Raw genomic sequence first — 16359 nt, 5'->3', positions numbered from 1 at the left:
CGAATCCTAGCAGGTCCACCTTAACCGAACAAATCATCCTGTTTCGGCGCGGTTCCTTTTTTCGGCAGTTTGCGGCGCGGGGCGGTGGTCGGCGTCGGACTGCCCCGGGGCACCACATCGAGATCGCCGTCGCGGAACTTGAGCGTCAGCGTCGCTTCGTTCTCGGCAACCGCCTTGTCGGTGAGGGTCCGCCCGTCGGGCCCGGTCACGCGGACATAGCCGCGCCTGAGAACCGTGTCGGGATCGAGCGAGCGCATCACGCGCTGCAGCGCCGCGAGCCGCTCGCGTCGCTCGGCGAGCGGGCGCGCGACCAGCGCGGGCGCCAGCTTCTGCCCCGCCAGTGCCCGCTGCGCCTCGCGCAGGTTGCGCGAGAGCACGGCGGGCGAGAGGCGGAGTTCCGAAAGCCGCTCGCGCCCCTGCCCCGCGCAATCGCGCAGGCCTCGTCGCAGTCGCTCGGCGAGTTCGTCGAGCCGCTGCGCCTGCGGTTGCAACAGCCCCTCGGGCGTAGGCAGGCGTTCGCTGCGCGCCTGCAGCCTCTCGCGGCCCAGCTGGACCGGGCGCAGGATCGCGCGCTTCTTGCGCGCCTCGAAATCGGCCAGCGTCGCGGCCAACTCGGCTCGCACGGGCACCGCGATCTCGGCCGCGGCTGTGGGCGTCGGCGCGCGGCGGTCGGCGGCGTAATCGGCGAGCGTGGTATCGGTCTCGTGCCCGACCGCGCTGATCGTCGGGATCGAGCATTCGGCGATGGCACGGACCACCGCCTCCTCGTTGAAGCTCCACAGATCCTCGATCGAACCACCGCCGCGCGCAACGATGACGAGATCGGGCCGGTCGGGATGGCCTTCGGGCATGGCGGCGAAGCCGCGCACCGCACCGGCGACCTGGTCGGCGGCGCCCTGGCCCTGGACCAGCACCGGCCAGACCACCACCCGGCTGGGGAAGCGATCGGCCAGCCGGTGGAGGATGTCGCGGATCACCGCCCCGGTCGGCGAGGTGACCACGCCGATCGTGCGCGGCAGGAAGGGCAGCGGCTGCTTGCGTTCCTGCGCGAACAGCCCCTCCGCCGCCAGCCGTGCGCGCGTCTTCTCGAGCAGCGCCAGCAGCGCGCCTTCGCCCGCCAGCTCCATCCGCTCGATCACGATCTGGTATTTCGAGCGGCCGGGATAGGTCGTCAGCTTGCCGCTGGCGACGACCTCGAGCCCGTCCTCGGGCCGGAAGGGCAGGCGTTCGGCATTTCCACGCCACATCACCCCGTCGAGCACCGCCTTGTCGTCCTTCAGCGCGCAATAGAGGTGGCCGCTCGCAGCGTGCTTCACCCCCGACAGCTCGCCGCGCAACCGGACGAAACCGAAGCGGTCCTCGACCGTGCGCTTGAGCAGGTTGGAGATTTCGCTGATCGAGAGCGGCTCGGCGTTGTCGCCCGCGCGCCCCTTCGCTACCAAGCCCCCATCCTCGCTATCTGACGGAAAGTGGCTGGCCATGAATATCCTTTTGCTCGGGTCGGGCGGGCGCGAACATGCGCTCAGCTGGAAACTGGCGCAATCGCCGCTCTGCGACAAGCTGTGGGCGGCGCCGGGCAATCCGGGCATCGCGCAGGATGCGACCTGCATCGCGCTCGATGCGACCGACCACGAGGCGGTGATCAACTTCTGCCAGCAGAACGACGTGGGCCTCGTCATCATCGGCCCCGAGGCGCCGCTGGTCGATGGCCTTGCCGATTCGCTGCGGGCTGAGGGGATCGACACCTTCGGCCCCTCGCGCAAGGCAGCGCAGCTCGAAGGCAGCAAGGGCTTCACCAAGGAATTGTGCCGCCGCGCGAATATCCCCACCGCGCGCTACGAGCGCTGCACCTCGCTCGAGGCGGCATGGGGCGCGCTCAAGAAGTTCGACCCGCCCTTCGTGCTCAAGGCCGACGGGCTCGCCGCGGGCAAGGGCGTGGTCATCGCCGAAACGCGCGAGGAGGCGCAGCACGCGCTCGACGAAATGTTCGACGGCCGCTTCGGCAGCGCGGGCAGCGAGGTGGTGATCGAACAGTTCCTGACCGGCGAGGAGGCAAGCTTCTTCGCGCTGACCGACGGAACGACGATCGTGCCCATCGGCACGGCGCAGGACCACAAGCGCGTGGGCGAGGGCGATACCGGCCCCAACACCGGCGGCATGGGTGCCTATTCGCCTGCTCCGGTCCTTTCCGAAGCGCTGCAGGCGCAGGTGATGCGCGAGATCGTCGAACCGACCGTGCGCACCATGCGCGACGAGGGCATGCCCTATTCCGGCGTGCTCTATGCAGGGTTGATGCTGACCAAAAGCGGCCCACAATTGATTGAATACAATGCGCGCTTCGGTGATCCCGAATGCCAGGTCCTGATGATGCGGCTCGAAAGCGATCTCGTCGAGCTGATGCAGGCTTGCGCTCGGGGGAGACTGGCCGAGGTAGCCGCGCCGATCCTGTCGGACGATTTCGCGCTGACCGTGGTGATGGCGGCCGAGGGCTATCCCGGGACGCCAAAGGCAGGCGGGGCGATAGAGCTTGGCGAGGCCGAAGCGAACGGCGCCAGGGTCTTCCACGCCGGCACCAAGCTGGACGGCGACACGCTGATTGCCAGCGGCGGACGCGTGCTCAACGTGACCGCGCGCGGCAAGAGCGCCACCGACGCGCAGCGCAACGCCTATGCCGCAGTCGACGCGATCGCCTTCCCCGACGGGTTCTGCCGCCGCGACATCGGCCAGCGCGAGGTGCGGCGCGAACAGGGGTAGGCGCCCTACCCCGCTGCGGCGCGTCGTTCCGCCCGCTGGGGTACGAACAAGATCAGTACGAGGATCGCTCCGGCAAGCACCAGCGAGGCGATGGGGCGGCTGAGTTCGAGCCCGCCATGCGCGACCGGTTTGTCGAGAAAATCGCCGACCACCGCCCCCAGAGGACGGGTGAGGATGAATGCGGCCCAGAACAGCGCCACCCGGTCGATGCTGGACCAGAAATAGGCGGCCGCGACCAGTGCGAGCAGTCCACCGAAGATAACCGCCGCACCGAGATATCCCAACGTGCCGTCGGCAACCCAGTCGCCCAGCGCGGTGCCGAGGGTCTGCGAGAAGGTGATCGTCAGCCAGTAATATAGCTCCGCACGCGGTTCGTGCACGGTGCTCACCGAAATACTTCCCAGTGCTCGATGCCAGACGAAGAGCGAGGCAAGCACCATTCCCAAGAGCAGGGTAGAACCGCCCGGATAGCCAATCCCGAGCGAGCGCGTGGCGAAATCCGCGAGCGTCGTTCCCGCGGTGGTCGAAGCGATGATCGTCGCCCAGTAGAGCAGGGGATGGAAATGGCGCGCCCTGATCTGCGCCGCAACGAGCAACGCCAGCACAGTGCCGAACAACGCGGTCCCCACCAGATAGCCGTTGAGGCCCGACTGGCCGGCGCTGGCAGTGGTTTCACCCAGCCAGCTCATGCTGACCGTATCGCCCATGGTTTCCCCGAAAGTGGTCGCGAGGATCTTGATGACCCAAAAGCCGAGGGTGACCGCAGGCACCTTGGCCAGCGCGTCTTTCGCTTGCTCGTTCATTGCGTTACTCCTGACGCCCGATGCGTCCGAAAGAGCTAAGATCGATGCGAGGGACCAGGCCATAAGCGGAAGTCCAAAACAGCCATGACCAGCCAAAGTGCCATGACAGCGGAGCGCGATCGCGAGCTTATCCCGATCGCCCTCGTGATCCTCGTGCAACTCGTCGCGGTGGCTTATTTCCTGTGGGACGCCGTGCGCGAGGAAGGTGGTCTGCCGGCCCTGCTCGACTTGTTCGTCGGGCTTGCCCTTTTTGCTGGGATCGCCCTTGGCGCGCTCGTGATCCGGCGATTGCTGGGAGAAGCACGCAAACGCGAGGAAGTCGTGGCAATCGCACGCGGGGCTTTGGGCGACCTCATGCGCAAGCGCTTTTCGGACTGGAACCTTTCGCGCGGCGAAGCCGAAGTCGCGCTGTTCGCGCTCAAGGGATGTTCGATCGCCGAGATCGCGGCGCTGCGCGGCTCTTCGCCGGGGACCGTCCGCTCGCAGCTGAGCCAAGTCTATACCAAGTCCGGCGTTACGGGGCAGCCGATGCTGATGTCGCTCTTTCTCGACGACCTGCTCGACGCAACTCCCATGGCACCGAACTAGCCGCGCAAACCCCCTTGGAAATTGATGTCCCGGCTTGCAAGGAGGCTAGCGTCCGATCCGGTCGCGCAGCGCCCAGACTGGCAAGTAGGGTTTCCGCAGAGCCTGCTCGATCGCATAGGGCCACCAGCCGGGACCGTAGGGGTAATAGTAGCGCACGGGTACCTTGTGTCGCAGCGCAACCGCACGGCTGCGACGTTGCGGTAGCCCGCGAAGCTGGCCCAGCTCGGCAGGGGTTCCGCTCGCGACGAGGATCGCGAGCGCAGCCTCGGCGAGCCGGGGGTCATGCGTCGCCACCTCGACCGGCGCGGTGCGGCCCGCGAGCGCGCGGACCACATCGAGAAAGGCCTCGGCAGGATCCTCCGGATCGTTCTGCGGGTCGGCCCATTCGCCCTTGATCACCCGGATGCGACAGTCTTTCTTCCGCAAGGCGCCCGCATCGTCCACGCTGCGCCGCCAGCGCGCGGGAAGCGCCACGCCGCAGCCCGGCGCCTCGGCCAGCGAGAGGGTCTGGGGAGCCTGCTCGGGCGTCAGGGCATCGAGGATCAGCGGAATGCCCTCGCCCGCGATGTTCCTGAGCAGTGCTTGGTCGAAGCCGAGCGGCGGCACTTTGACCGCCAGTTCCGCATCGATCGCCTCCACCTCTCTGAGCGCCCGCGCCGCCTGGACAAAGGCTTGCGCAACGGCGGCGGGTTCTTCGTCGGGCCGCGCAAAATAGCCGAGCGTGATCCTGACATTCGTCCTTGTCGCGATCCGGGCGCAGGCGGCAGCCGCCGCTTCGCTCGATTCCATCGGCAGGCACGCGCCCACCACATCGGGCATGGCATATCGCGCCTGGCGAAGCAGGGCCTTGCCGGGAAAATTCATGCGTCGTCCGGGCGAAACCGCCGATTGAGCCGCGCCTTCGCCCAGCCGAGGCCGTCCTGCGCGAGCCCGGCAAAGCCGGCGAAGGTGCGCGGATAGAAGCGCAACCGCACGCAGGGATGCGCCTCGCGGGTCCAGAACTCGCTGATCCAGCTGTCGGCTTCGCCCATCATCTCGAAACCGGTGAGGCCCTCACGCGCCGCTTCACCGAGCGCATGGAGCATCAGCAGGGTGCCGGGAGAGCATTTGGCGACGTCCTCGTCGAAGCCGATTTTGTAGAGCCAGTAGCGCCCGCGCCAGGCCACGGCGAGCTGCATCGCGACCATCGTGCCGTCGATCCGCATTGTGGCGATGCGCGTTTCGCCGCGCTCGGCGCAGGCGCGCAAGTAGCTGCGAAAGAAGCCCTCTTTCGCCGGATCGCACAGGATCGCCGTGCCCGCCGCGCGCTTCCAGCTCTTCGCCTCGACCGCGATCGCCTCGTCGAAGAGACCGTCGAATTCCACCGGCGCCGGGCGATGCATGGCGTAGCTCACCTCGCCCTGCGCTTCGGCCTTACGCTGCGCACGACGGAAATCGGAGCGGCGGCGCGAGGAGAATTGGCTCTCGGCCTCGCTCCATCCCGCATCGATCGAAAGGAAGGGGCACGAATCGGCCTCGCGAACGATCAGCGTGCCGTGCGCGGGGGCCACCTCGCGCAGCGCGGCCACGATCGGCGAATCGAGCGGCACGCGGGCGAGCTCTACGGGCCGCTCTAGCGCGCACACCGCTTTCGCGAGTCGCATCGCGGCTTCCGCATCGCGCAGCAGCGGTGCTCCGGGCTCGTGCACCTCTCTATCACCCAGCAGTCGCCAGCGCGCCAACCGGCCTCGATCGCGCACAAGCGGTGCGATCGCTTCGACGCCCGCGGGCCCCGATTGCTCGACCAGGATCAGCGGGGTCGAGGGCAGGAGGGTCTGCGCGGCCGCTTGTCCGAAATCGGGATGTTGCGTCGGCAGGGCGGCCGCCTCGCCGAGCTCGGCCCACGCCTGGACGTGCGCCAGCGCGCGGCTGGTCAGCCCCGGAGTGGCGCGGCGTTCGGCGAGCGGTTCGTGGCGCAAGCGCGTTTCCCTTTCGCGCGCCCTCTACCACGCAATCCCTAAGATTCGATGGCCCTCGGGATATCGGTCGCCCCGTCAGCCGAGCTTTTCGGCGACCAGCGCCTTGAGGTCGGCCTCGCTACGCGCGCCATAATGCGAGATGATCTCGGCCGCGCAGATCGCGCCCATCCGCAGACATGTCTCGAGGCTTTCGCCGCGCGCATGGCCGGTCAGGAAGCCGGCGGCGAAGAGATCGCCGGCCCCGGTGGTGTCGATCACCTTGTCGATCGGCTCAGCGGCGATGGTCACGCGTTCGCCCTGAGCAACGCCGACCGCGCCCCTGGCGCTCCGGGTCGCGACGAGCACGGGGACCTTGCCTTCGACCATCGCCACGCCTTCGTCGAAATCGCTCGTACCCGTGAGCGTAGCGAGTTCATGCTCGTTGACGAAGAGGATGTCGATCTGGCCTTCTTCGATCAGCGCACGGAAATCGTCGCCATGGCGTTCGATGACGAAGCTTTCGGATGCCGTGAAGGCGACCTTGCGACCGGCTTTGCGTGCGACCTCGATCGCCCGCCGCATCGCGCTGCGCGGTTCTTCGGGATCCCACAGATAGCCTTCGAGATAGAGGATGCCCGCGCTGGCGATCAACTCGTCGTCGAGCGCTGCGGGCGGCAGGAACTGGCTCGCGCCGAGGAAAGTGTTCATCGTACGCTCGCCATCGGGCGTCACGAAAATCAGGCAGCGCGCGGTCGAGGGCTCGCCGTCGCGAGCGGGCGTGTCGAAATCGATACCGACGGCGCGAATGTCGTGGGTGAAGACGTCGCCCAGCTGGTCCTTCGCGACCTGGCCGACGAAGGCGCATTGCGCGCCCAGTGCGCTCATTCCGGCCAGAGTATTCGCCGCCGAGCCGCCCGAAATCTCGCGCGCCGGGCCCATCGCCGAATAGAGGCGCCGCGCACCCTCCTCGTCGACCAGGGTCATGCCGCCCTTGTTGAGATCGAGCTCGTCAATCAGCTCCTCGTCGCAAGGGGCCATCACATCGACGATGGCATTGCCGATCGCGATTACGTCGTAGCGGGGTGCGGTCATGAATACTCCGGAGGGATCAGAATTCTGTACTCCCGCGCCGTTAGCGGTTCGAGGGGCGAAGTCCAAGGGCGGCGTTGACTCGGGCGCGGGCGGCGCGCATCCCCGCGATCCGATGCTGTCGCTCCCTCGCGCCCTTGCCCTCGCTCTCGGCCAGCTCGGCGACCCCGCGATCGTCAGGATCCTCGGCAAGACGGCCGTGCTGACGCTGGCGATTTTCGCTGCTGGCGGGGTGGGTTTCTACGTCGCGCTCGATGCAATGTTCGGCGACAGGGCCCTTGCCGGCCTCGGTGCCCTGGCCGCAGCGCTGGTCACTCTCGTTGCCGGCTGGTTCCTGTTCCGCGTGGTCTCGCTGTTCGTGCTCCAGTTCTTCGCCGAGGACGTCGTGCGCGCGGTCGAGAAGCGGCATTATCCGCAAGCCGCCGCGACAGCGCGCCCGATCGGTTTCGGGGAGGAATTGCGCGGCGCGCTGCGCTCGCTGGCACGGACGCTGGTCGCCAACATTCTGGCGCTGCCCGTGGCGGGGCTGCTTTTGCTGTCGGGCTTCGGACCCGCGCTGGTATTTCTCTTCGTCAACGCCTGGCTGATCGGGCGCGAGCTGCAAGATCTGGTGTGGCTGCCTCACCGCGCCGATGCGGCCGAGCTTGCCCCGATAAGCGGCGGGACGCGCCTCCTGCTCGGCGGAGCGGTGGTCGCGCTGCTTGCGATACCTTTCCTCAACCTCCTAGCTCCGATAGTGGGCGCAGCCTGTGCCACGCACCTCGTCCACCGCGCTCGCGAGAAAGAGCTACATGCGTAAAACCGCCCTCCTCCTGCTCCCCCTGCTGGGCGCCTGCGCCACGGGGCCCGTGCCAAGCGGAACCTCGCCCTCCACTCGTGCGCCCGTCGCGGCGCCGCCGCCCCAGCAGGTTCGCGTGGCGCCTTCCACCACCGCCTTCCGTGCGCCGCGGGTCATGAATCTTCCCGGGCTCGAAGGCGTGATCGGCCGCAACGAAACCGCGCTTGCCAACCTCTTCGGCACGCCGCGCCTGGCGGTGAAGGAAGGCGATGCCAGGAAGCTGCAATTCACCGGCGAGGCCTGCGTCCTCGACGTCTATCTCTATCCCCTGCAGCCCGGCGCAGAGCCGAGCGCGACCTATGTCGATGCGCGGCGCGCGAGCGACGGACTCGATGTCGACCGGGCCGCCTGCGTCCGCGCGCTGAGGCGCTAACGCGGTCTTAAGCAAGCTGCGCTATTCCCATCGGATCGGAATCCTGCAGGAGGTCGATCCCGATGAGTGTGCATTTCGGCGAACTGACGAAGAAGGCCGGCGCGGACGGCGCGATTTCCTCGGAGGAGATCCTGTCGTTGCGCCGCGAGGCATGGTCCGACGGTCGCCTCTCCCAGGCCGAGGCCGAGGCGATTTTCTCGCTCAACCGACAGCTTGCAACGAAAAGCGCCGAATGGGTGGATTTCTTCGTCGAGGCGCTGGGCGAATACATCGTCAATCAGCGCGCGCCGACGGGCTATGTCGATGCCGAAAACGCGAGCTGGCTGATGGAGCGGATCGACGAGGACGGCGAGCTCGGATCGATGGCCGAAATCGAACTCCTGATCCGCGTATTCGAACGTGCGCTCAACGTCCCGTCGGCCCTCAAGGACTATGCGATTTCGCAGATCGAGCTGGCCGTCATCGAGGGTACCGGTCCGACGCGCGACGGCGGCAGGCTGGAAGCAGGCAATGTCAATGCGACCGAGGTCCGGCTGCTGCGCCGCGCCATCTTCGCGCCGGCGAGCGAACGCCCCGCGGCGGTCGGCCCGAAGGAAGCCGACATGCTTTTCCGCCTGAAGGATGCGACGCTGGATGCCGACAACGCGCCCGAATGGAAACAGCTCTTCGTCCAGGGCGTCGCCAACTATCTGCAGGGCTATGCCGACGCCGACGCGCAGCTCGGCCGCGAGCGCGCTGCCGAGCTGGAGGCCTTCATGGCCCAGACACAGGTCAGCGTCGGCCGGTTCCTCGGGCGCATGGCGAAAGCCTCGCCCGATGTGTTCGGAAAGATCTTCCGCAGCACGCCCGGTGGATCCTCACGCGAGGAGGATGTCGCCGCTGCGCATGCGGTGACGCATTCGGAGCGCGAATGGCTCGACGCACGAATCGATGCCGATGGCGAAATCGACCAATACGAACGCGCGCTGCTCGATTTCCTCGCCGGGGACTAGACGCAAGCGCCGCAGCGCTCAGACCATGAAACTCTCGCCGCAGCCACAGGCGCCCTTGGCGTTGGGGTTTTCGAACACGAAACCGGCGGTGAAATCGTCCTCGACCCAGTCCATCGTGCTGCCGACGAGGTAGAGCACGCTCGCGCCGTCGATGTAGAATATGCCTCCGGGCGTCTCGATCTTCTCGTCGAACCTGGCTTCCTCGGTGACGTAGTCGACCGAATAGGCGAGTCCGGAGCAGCCGCGGCGCGGGGTAGACAGCTTCACGCCGATCGCATCCTCGGGCGCCTTGGCCATCAGATCGGCGACACGCTGTTCCGCCGCCTTGGTCAGGATCACGGCGGCCTTGGGTGCGGGCCGGGTAGCGGCATCGCTCATCACAGCATCCCCAGTTCGAGGCGTGCCTCGTCGGTCATCTTGTCGGGGCCCCAGGGCGGGTCCCAGACGAGATTGACCTCGGCATCGCGCACGCCGGGCACGCTGGCGGCGCGCAGCTCGACCTCGCCCGGCATGGTCTCGGCAACCGGGCAATGCGGCGTCGTCAGTGTCATGGTGACGGTCACATCGCTCTCGTCGTCGACCTCGACGCCGTAGATCAGCCCGAGATCGTAGATGTTCACGGGGATCTCGGGATCGTAGATTTCCTTGAGCGCGGCGATCACCGCTTCGTAGAGATCGCCTCCCGGCGCGCCTGCTGGCACGTTCTCGGGCTTTTTCTGCAGGAAGCCTTCGAGATAGTCGCGCTTGCGCTCCATCGTCTCGCGCGGCGATTCCTCGGGATCGACGGCATCCTCCACCCGCGCGCGCGGCGGCTTGCCAGCCACCACGTCGGCGGGCGACGGGGCCGCGATGAAGTCGGTATCGGTATTCGTTTCTTCGTTCATCCGAAGATCCTCTGGGTCCGGTCTATGCCGCGCAGCAGCGCGGCGATGTCGCTTTCGTCGGAATACAGCCCGAAGCTCGCGCGGGCCGTGGCGGGGACGCCGAGATGGTCCATCAGCGGTTGCGCACAATGGTGTCCGGCGCGGATCGCGACATGCTCTTCGTCCAATATGGTGCCAAGATCGTGCGGGTGAACCCCCTCGATCGCGAAACTGACGATACCGGCGCTTTCCTCCGGCCCGAACAGCGTGACCGAATTGAGCGCGCGCAACTCGTCGCGCAAATGCTTCGCGAGCGCGCTTTCATGCGCGAACAGGCGATCGGGGCCGAGCGCGGCGACGTAGTCGATCGCCGCGTGCAACGCGATCGCCTCGGTGATCATAGGCGTGCCCGCCTCGAAGCGCTGCGGCGGCGGGGCGTAGGTGGTCTTCTCGAACGTCACCCGGTCGATCATCGCGCCGCCGCCCTGCCACGGGGGCATGGCATCGAGGATCTCCTCGCGCGCCCACAACACGCCGATACCGGTCGGCCCGTAGAGCTTGTGGCCCGAGAAGGCGTAGAAGTCGCAATCGAGCGCGGCCATGTCGACGCCCAGTCGAGGGACGGCCTGGCAGCCGTCGAGCATGAGTTTCGCGCCGACCGCATGCGCAAGGTCGGCGGCCGCGCGTGCATCGAGCACGCTACCGAGCACGTTCGACACATGCGCCAGCGCGACGAGCCTGGTCCGCGGGGTCAGCAGCGCTTCGAGCGCGCCGAGATCGATCCGCCCGTCCTCGGTCAGCGGACAAACGTCGATCTGCGCGCCGGTGCGTTCGGCGACCATCTGCCAGGGCACGATGTTCGAGTGATGCTCGAGCGTCGAGAGGACGATGCGGTCGCCCTCGCCGATCGTGGCCATCCCCCAGCTCGCTGCGACGAGATTGATGGCCTCGGTCGCGCCGCGCACGAAGACGACTTCGTTCTCGCTTCGCGCACCGATGAAATCGGCGACACGCTTGCGGGCCGCCTCGTAGCCGAGCGTCATCTGCGCGCTGCGGCCATAGACCCCACGGTGCACGGTCGCGTAATCGCGGCCCAGCGCGCGGGCCATCGCATCGACCACCACCTGCGGCTTCTGAGCGGAGGCGGCGGTGTCGAGATAGTGCCAAGCCTCGCCTTCTGCCGTGAGGAGGCCGGGGAAATCGGCTTTGCGCGAAAGGGTGGCGGTGTTCACAGGTATTTGTCCACCTTGTCGAGCGCGACTCGCATGAGCTGCTCGCGCAGCGCCTCGTCCTCGAGCGCGACCAGCGCATCGCCGAGGAAGGCCTGGACCAGCAGGCGCCGCGCAAGGTCGGGAGAGAGACCGCGCGCGCCCATGTAGAAACCCGCGGTCTCGTCGAGCTGGCCGACGCTGGCGCCGTGGGCGCATTTGACGTCGTCTGCGAAAATCTCGAGCTGCGGCACGGCATTCACGCTCGCGCCCTTTTCCAGCAGCAACCCCTTAAAGTCCTGCGCTGCGTCGGTCTTCTGCGCATGGCGCACGACATCGATATTGCCGAGGAAATTGCCCGTGCCATGGCCCCAATGAACGCTGCGGACGGACTGGTTGCTGGTCGCCTCGGGCTCGGCATGGATCACGCGGGTGACGAATTCGCGCACGGTCTCGCGCCCGCCGACGGTGATGCCGCCAAGCTCGAAATGCGCACCCTGTTTCAGCGTCACCTCGATTTCCAGCCGCGCATATTCGGCCGAGGAGAGCACGGCGAACAGCTCGCATCGCGCGCCTTCGCCAACCGTCACGCGCCAGCGGTGGAGTTCGGTCGGCCTGGTATCCGGACGGTCGGCGATCAGCAGCGTGTCGTGGAAGCTCTCGCCAGCCGCGATGTCGATCGTCCGCCAGTGGTCGAGTTTCTCGCCCTGCAGGCGTTCGACACGCGAATAGCGCCAGGCCTCCTCGCGCCGCGTGGGAAGGGTCTCGGTAGCGGTCATTAGCGCGCCCTTTCCCGTTCGAGCTTTCGCAGCAGGCCTTGCTTGGTCGTCGCAACGCACTGCTCGACATCCGCATCCGACACGGCGCCCTTGCGAACGCATGTCGTCACCGCCTTGCATAGACGCTTGTCGAGCGAGAGCCGGCCGGTCGAGCCATCCATGCCGCAATACCATTTGCCGTCGGGTCCCCGGCCGACATGAACTTCGATCGCCTGCAGGCGCTGGCCGATGACCACGATCGGATCGGTCTCGGGACCGGGATCGGCCACGGGCGCGAGGCCCAGCGCAGCGAGAAGCAACAGTGCGCCGATCATGCCGCCATCACCGCGTCGTAGCCCTCGCTCTCGAGGCGCAGCGCAAGCTCGGGCCCGCCGGTCTGGACGATGCGACCCTGCGACAGGATCGAGACCTTGTCGGGCTTCACCACCTCGAGCAGGCGCTGGTAGTGGGTGATCAGCAGCACGGCCTTGTCGGGCGCGCGCATGATCGCGTTGATGCCCTCGCCAACCACGCGCAGCGCATCGATATCGAGCCCGCTGTCGGTCTCGTCGAGCACCGCGAATTTCGGGTCGAGAATGCCCATCTGGACCATCTCGGCGCGCTTCTTCTCGCCGCCCGAGAAGCCGACATTGACGTGGCGCTTGAGCATCTCGGGGTCGAGCTTGAGCAGCCCGGCCTTCTCTTTCGCCAGCTTGAGGAATTCGCCGCCGGTGAGCGGCTCCTCGCCCCGCGCCTTGCGCTGCGAGTTGAGCGCCTCGCGCAGGAACTGGAGGTTCGAGACGCCGGGGATCTCGACCGGGTACTGGAAGCCGAGAAACAGGCCCGCCGCGGCGCGTTCGTGCGGTTCGAGGCCGAGCAGGTCGACCCCGTTGAACTCGACCGAGCCCTGCGTCACCTCATAGCCCGGACGCCCACCGAGGACATAGGCGAGCGTCGACTTGCCCGCGCCGTTGGGACCCATGATCGCATGGACCTCGCCCGCGGGCACGGTCAGCGAGAGGCCGTTGAGGATTGTCTTGCCGTCGATTTCGGCGTGGAGATTGTCGATTTTCAGCATGTCAGAGCGTCAGTCCGGTATATTTTGCGATGACGAGCGCGATCTCGTCGTTGAGTTTGCGGGTGGCGGCGTCGTCGGCCGCCTTGCGGGCGACACCCGAGAGGCCTGCGGTGGCTGCCGCGACGCGATCGTTGCGCACGCGCTTGATCTGCGGCGCGCAAAAGGCGCGCACCGAGACCACCGCCTCGCGCAGGTCGTTTCGCGGAGCAGCGGTCGAGCCTGCGAGCAGGCAGCCGTTGAGGCGCGATTCGGCGAGTTCGGGCGAGATGTCCTTCTCCGCCGCGACGGGTGCCGCGACGATCAGGGCCAGAACGGGGGCGAACGCGAGAGATTTCATCGGCGCGACCTTTCCCGGTCGCCGTCGCGGCGCGGCGCGCGGGCGCGGCGCGGCGTCGAACCGTATTTCGACTGGTGCGCGCGGCGCGCGACCTCCTTCTCGCGGTAGCGCGCGTTCATGGCGGCGAAGATCGGTTTCATCGCTTCCTCGACATCGGCGAGGATCGTCGCGGCGGGAATGCGCAGCACTTCGACGCCGACGCTGGCGAGGCTCTTGTCGCGGCGCTTGGCGAGCGTGTCGTTCTGCCCCTCCTCGTCGATCGCGATCGCAAGGCCGAGCGGATGCGAGACGAAATCGAGGATCGCCGAGCCGACCACCGTGTGGCGGGTGAACTTGTACTTGCCGAAATCTTCCTTGCCGAAGCGCACCGCGAGCGCCTTGTGCGCCTCGGTCGAGTGGCGCCGCAGATAGCGCGCACGCTCGTGGATCGCGTCGAGCCGCTTCTCGCTGATTTCCCAGCCGCGGCCCTTTTTCTTGAGCGCGGGGGTATCGTCGGCGGTTTCGCCAGGATCGCGAAGCTGGAGAGTCTTGCGGTCAGTCATTCTTTACTCGCAAAATTGTAGGGTCGCGACCATTTCGCTTTGCCGAACAGACATCCCAAATGCGCTTGATGCCGAGGAAAGCGAACAGGGCCCCCGTGCCTATTCCGAGGCCGAGGCGATTGCCGTCACCAGCTTGAAAACCTTGCAAAGCTGACCAAAAGTTGAGGGCCGACACAGCCAACATTGCCAATGGAAGCAAACCATATTTGTCGGTGTAAACGGTCTTCACCCCACACTCCCCTCGAGCGAAATTGCCAGCAGCTTCTGCGCCTCGACGGCAAACTCCATCGGCAGCTCCTTGAGCACGTCCTTGGCGAAGCCATTGACGATCAGTGCCATCGCCTCCTCGTCGTCGAGACCGCGCTGCATGGCGTAGAACAGCTGGTCGTCGCTGATCTTGCTGGTGGTCGCCTCGTGCTCGATCTGCGCGGAGGGGTTCTTCACCTCGATATAGGGCACGGTGTGCGCGCCGCACTGGTCGCCGATCAGCAGGCTGTCGCACTCGGTGCGGTTGCGCACGCCATCGGCATTGGCCGCCACGCGCACGAGGCCGCGATAGGTGTTGTTGCTCTTGCCCGCCGAAATACCCTTTGAGATGATCGTCGAGCGGCTGCCCTTGCCGTTATGGATCATCTTGGTGCCGGTGTCGGCCTGCTGGTAATTGTTGGTCACCGCGACCGAGTAGAACTCGCCCACGCTGTCTTCGCCGTTGAGCACGCAGCTGGGATATTTCCACGTCACCGCGCTGCCGGTTTCCACCTGCGTCCAGCTGATCTTGCTGCGTGCCCCTTGGCACAACCCGCGCTTGGTGACGAAATTGTAGATCCCGCCCTTGCCTTCGGCATTGCCGGGGTACCAGTTCTGCACGGTCGAATATTTGATCTCGGCATCCTCGAGCGCGACCAGCTCGACCACCGCGGCATGGAGCTGGTTCTCGTCGCGCATCGGCGCGGTGCAGCCTTCGAGATAGCTGACGTAGCTGCCTTTCTCGGCAACGATCAGCGTCCGTTCGAACTGGCCGGTATTCTCCGCATTGATGCGGAAATAGGTGCTGAGCTCCATCGGGCAGCGCACGCCTTCGGGCACATAAACGAAAGTGCCGTCGGAAAAGACTGCGCTGTTGAGTGTGGCGAAGAAATTGTCGTGCTGGGGTACGACCTTGCCGAGCCACTTCTTCACCAGCTCGGGATATTCCTTCACCGCCTCGCTGATCGAGAGGAAAATGACGCCCGCCCTCTTGAGCTCCTCGCGGAAGGTGGTGGCGACGCTGACACTGTCGAACACCGCATCGACCGCAACCTTGCGCGCGCCTTCGACCCCTGCGAGCACTTCCTGCTCCGCCACGGGAATGCCGAGCTTGTCGTAGACTGCCTTGATCTCGGGATCGAGCTCGTCGAGCGAGGCGAGCTTCTCCTTCTTCTTCGGCGCGGCGTAATAATAGGCGTTCTGGTAATCGATCGCCGGGTAACCGAGCTTGGCCCAGTCGGGTTCCTCCATCTCCTGCCACAGGCGGAAGGCCTTGAGCCGCCAGTCGAGCATCCATTCGGGCTCGCCCTTCTTGGCGCTGATGAAGCGGACGGTGTCCTCGGTCAGACCCTTCTCGGCGAATTCGGTGTCGATCTCGGCCGACCAACCGTGCTCGTATTCGGCCGCCCTGGCAGCGGCCTCCTTCGCTTCGCGGTCCTGGATGTCGATCTCTTCGTTCATGCAATCTCTCTTGTCGGGGCGAGCCGGGTCAGCGGAATCGCTGCCAGCGCGCCACGCAACGCTTCGTTGACGACCGGCCAGTGCGGCCTGACGGAGCAGTCGTGCCCGACCGTACACTCGGCTCCCTCGATACAGGCGGTCAGCGCGATCGGCCCTTCGACCGCCTCGACGATGTCGGCGAGGGTGATTGCCGCCGCCGGCCGCGCGAGCTGGAGCCCGCCCCCCGCGCCGCGCGTCGAGCGCAGCAGGCCCGCCGCCGAAAGCTTGCTGACCAGCTTCTGCACGGTCGGCACCGGGAGACCGGTTTCCGCCGCCAGCTCGGCGGCGCTGGTCCTGCCGCCACCGCAATGGCGTGCGGCGGCGCACATGGCGACCACGGCATAATCGGCAAGGTTGGACAGTCTCATCTGGGCATCGCAAAGCTTAATCGGACCAAATCGTTCCGATTGGTCAGCTAGGCGCGCGAAACCGCCATTTCAACGGGAATCCGCT

21 protein-coding genes are annotated in these 16359 nt (G+C 66.6%); 5 read left to right on the top strand and 16 right to left on the bottom strand.

The window, feature by feature from the left end; genetic code table 11:
- Positions 1–20 precede the first annotated feature (20 nt).
- Positions 21–1481 carry an exodeoxyribonuclease VII large subunit gene (gene xseA, locus ACN4E0_RS04615; RefSeq protein WP_419566078.1) on the bottom strand — a complete coding sequence of 487 codons (1461 nt, stop codon included), beginning with the start codon at positions 1479–1481 and terminating at the stop codon, positions 21–23.
- On the opposite strand from xseA, the gene purD reads away from it, so the two are divergent.
- Positions 1480–2754, top strand: a complete 1275-nt coding sequence (gene purD / locus ACN4E0_RS04610) for a phosphoribosylamine--glycine ligase (protein WP_419566076.1) — start codon at positions 1480–1482, stop codon at positions 2752–2754. The two genes, xseA and purD, sit on opposite strands and share 2 nt — an antisense overlap.
- Before the next feature lie 5 nt (positions 2755–2759).
- On the opposite strand, the gene ACN4E0_RS04605 is transcribed toward purD, so the two are convergent.
- On the bottom strand, positions 2760–3557 hold the full coding sequence (locus ACN4E0_RS04605) for a hypothetical protein (protein WP_419566073.1): 798 nt from the start codon (positions 3555–3557) through the stop codon (positions 2760–2762).
- A gap of 84 nt (positions 3558–3641) precedes the next feature.
- Here ACN4E0_RS04605 and ACN4E0_RS04600 point away from each other — a divergent pair, with 84 nt between their 5' ends.
- Entirely contained in the window at positions 3642–4145 is a 504-nt protein-coding gene (locus tag ACN4E0_RS04600; RefSeq protein WP_419566071.1) for a helix-turn-helix transcriptional regulator, read from the top strand.
- 45 nt (positions 4146–4190) lie between these two features.
- On the opposite strand, the gene ACN4E0_RS04595 is transcribed toward ACN4E0_RS04600, so the two are convergent.
- From ACN4E0_RS04595 to ACN4E0_RS04585, 3 genes are all read right to left on the bottom strand, one after another.
- Positions 4191–5009 (bottom strand): proline dehydrogenase, encoded by an 819-nt coding sequence (locus tag ACN4E0_RS04595; RefSeq protein ID WP_419566068.1) that lies wholly within the window; start codon positions 5007–5009, stop codon positions 4191–4193.
- Complete coding sequence (locus ACN4E0_RS04590; RefSeq protein WP_419566066.1) at positions 5006–6103, bottom strand: GNAT family N-acetyltransferase; 1098 nt, start codon at positions 6101–6103, stop codon at positions 5006–5008. Before ACN4E0_RS04590 ends, ACN4E0_RS04595 begins: the two co-directional genes overlap by 4 nt.
- 75 nt (positions 6104–6178) lie before the next feature.
- The gene (locus ACN4E0_RS04585; RefSeq protein ID WP_419566063.1) at positions 6179–7174 is read right to left on the bottom strand and encodes an adenosine kinase; all 996 of its coding nucleotides are present in this window, start codon (positions 7172–7174) and stop codon (positions 6179–6181) included.
- A gap of 112 nt (positions 7175–7286) precedes the next feature.
- On the opposite strand from ACN4E0_RS04585, the gene ACN4E0_RS04580 reads away from it, so the two are divergent.
- From ACN4E0_RS04580 to ACN4E0_RS04570, 3 genes are all read left to right on the top strand, one after another.
- Positions 7287–7970, top strand: a complete 684-nt coding sequence (locus ACN4E0_RS04580; RefSeq protein ID WP_419566061.1) for an EI24 domain-containing protein — start codon at positions 7287–7289, stop codon at positions 7968–7970.
- Positions 7963–8382, top strand: coding sequence for a hypothetical protein (locus tag ACN4E0_RS04575; RefSeq protein WP_419566058.1), 420 nt, complete (start codon positions 7963–7965; stop codon positions 8380–8382). The genes ACN4E0_RS04580 and ACN4E0_RS04575 overlap by 8 nt, the downstream gene beginning before the upstream one ends.
- Positions 8383–8444: 62 nt before the next feature.
- Entirely contained in the window at positions 8445–9374 is a 930-nt protein-coding gene (locus ACN4E0_RS04570) for a hypothetical protein (RefSeq protein ID WP_419566056.1), read from the top strand.
- 18 nt (positions 9375–9392) lie between these two features.
- Here ACN4E0_RS04570 and ACN4E0_RS04565 read toward each other — a convergent pair whose 3' ends face one another.
- Genes ACN4E0_RS04565 through ACN4E0_RS04515 form a run of 11 tightly spaced genes read right to left on the bottom strand, consistent with a single transcriptional unit; the run spans position 9393 to position 16274 of the window.
- On the bottom strand, positions 9393–9752 hold the full coding sequence (locus ACN4E0_RS04565) for a HesB/IscA family protein (protein ID WP_419566053.1): 360 nt from the start codon (positions 9750–9752) through the stop codon (positions 9393–9395).
- On the bottom strand, positions 9752–10258 hold the full coding sequence (locus tag ACN4E0_RS04560) for an SUF system Fe-S cluster assembly protein (RefSeq protein WP_419566051.1): 507 nt from the start codon (positions 10256–10258) through the stop codon (positions 9752–9754). The genes ACN4E0_RS04565 and ACN4E0_RS04560 overlap by 1 nt, the downstream gene beginning before the upstream one ends.
- On the bottom strand, positions 10255–11469 hold the full coding sequence (locus ACN4E0_RS04555; RefSeq protein ID WP_419566049.1) for a cysteine desulfurase: 1215 nt from the start codon (positions 11467–11469) through the stop codon (positions 10255–10257). Before ACN4E0_RS04555 ends, ACN4E0_RS04560 begins: the two co-directional genes overlap by 4 nt.
- Entirely contained in the window at positions 11466–12224 is a 759-nt protein-coding gene (locus ACN4E0_RS04550) for a SufD family Fe-S cluster assembly protein (RefSeq protein ID WP_419566047.1), read from the bottom strand. The genes ACN4E0_RS04555 and ACN4E0_RS04550 overlap by 4 nt, the downstream gene beginning before the upstream one ends.
- Positions 12224–12538, bottom strand: a complete 315-nt coding sequence (locus ACN4E0_RS04545; protein WP_419566045.1) for a hypothetical protein — start codon at positions 12536–12538, stop codon at positions 12224–12226. Before ACN4E0_RS04545 ends, ACN4E0_RS04550 begins: the two co-directional genes overlap by 1 nt.
- Positions 12535–13281 (bottom strand): Fe-S cluster assembly ATPase SufC, encoded by a 747-nt coding sequence (sufC, locus tag ACN4E0_RS04540; RefSeq protein WP_419566042.1) that lies wholly within the window; start codon positions 13279–13281, stop codon positions 12535–12537. Before sufC ends, ACN4E0_RS04545 begins: the two co-directional genes overlap by 4 nt.
- A 1-nt stretch (position 13282) precedes the next feature.
- Entirely contained in the window at positions 13283–13618 is a 336-nt protein-coding gene (locus ACN4E0_RS04535) for a hypothetical protein (protein ID WP_419566040.1), read from the bottom strand.
- Positions 13615–14160, bottom strand: coding sequence for a DUF559 domain-containing protein (locus ACN4E0_RS04530; protein WP_419566038.1), 546 nt, complete (start codon positions 14158–14160; stop codon positions 13615–13617). The genes ACN4E0_RS04535 and ACN4E0_RS04530 overlap by 4 nt, the downstream gene beginning before the upstream one ends.
- On the bottom strand, positions 14153–14389 hold the full coding sequence (locus ACN4E0_RS04525) for a hypothetical protein (protein WP_419566036.1): 237 nt from the start codon (positions 14387–14389) through the stop codon (positions 14153–14155). Before ACN4E0_RS04525 ends, ACN4E0_RS04530 begins: the two co-directional genes overlap by 8 nt.
- A complete protein-coding gene (sufB, locus tag ACN4E0_RS04520; RefSeq protein WP_419566035.1) occupies positions 14386–15867 on the bottom strand; it encodes a Fe-S cluster assembly protein SufB in 1482 nt (493 codons plus the stop codon). The genes ACN4E0_RS04525 and sufB overlap by 4 nt, the downstream gene beginning before the upstream one ends.
- Positions 15864–16274, bottom strand: a complete 411-nt coding sequence (locus tag ACN4E0_RS04515; RefSeq protein WP_419566033.1) for an SUF system Fe-S cluster assembly regulator — start codon at positions 16272–16274, stop codon at positions 15864–15866. Before ACN4E0_RS04515 ends, sufB begins: the two co-directional genes overlap by 4 nt.
- Positions 16275–16359: the final 85 nt, after the last annotated feature.

This window comes from Qipengyuania sp., assembly GCF_048550555.1.
Lineage (GTDB): Bacteria > Pseudomonadota > Alphaproteobacteria > Sphingomonadales > Sphingomonadaceae > Qipengyuania.
Note: the sequence above shows the minus strand (reverse complement) of the source record. Positions and strands in the feature narration are given on the sequence as shown.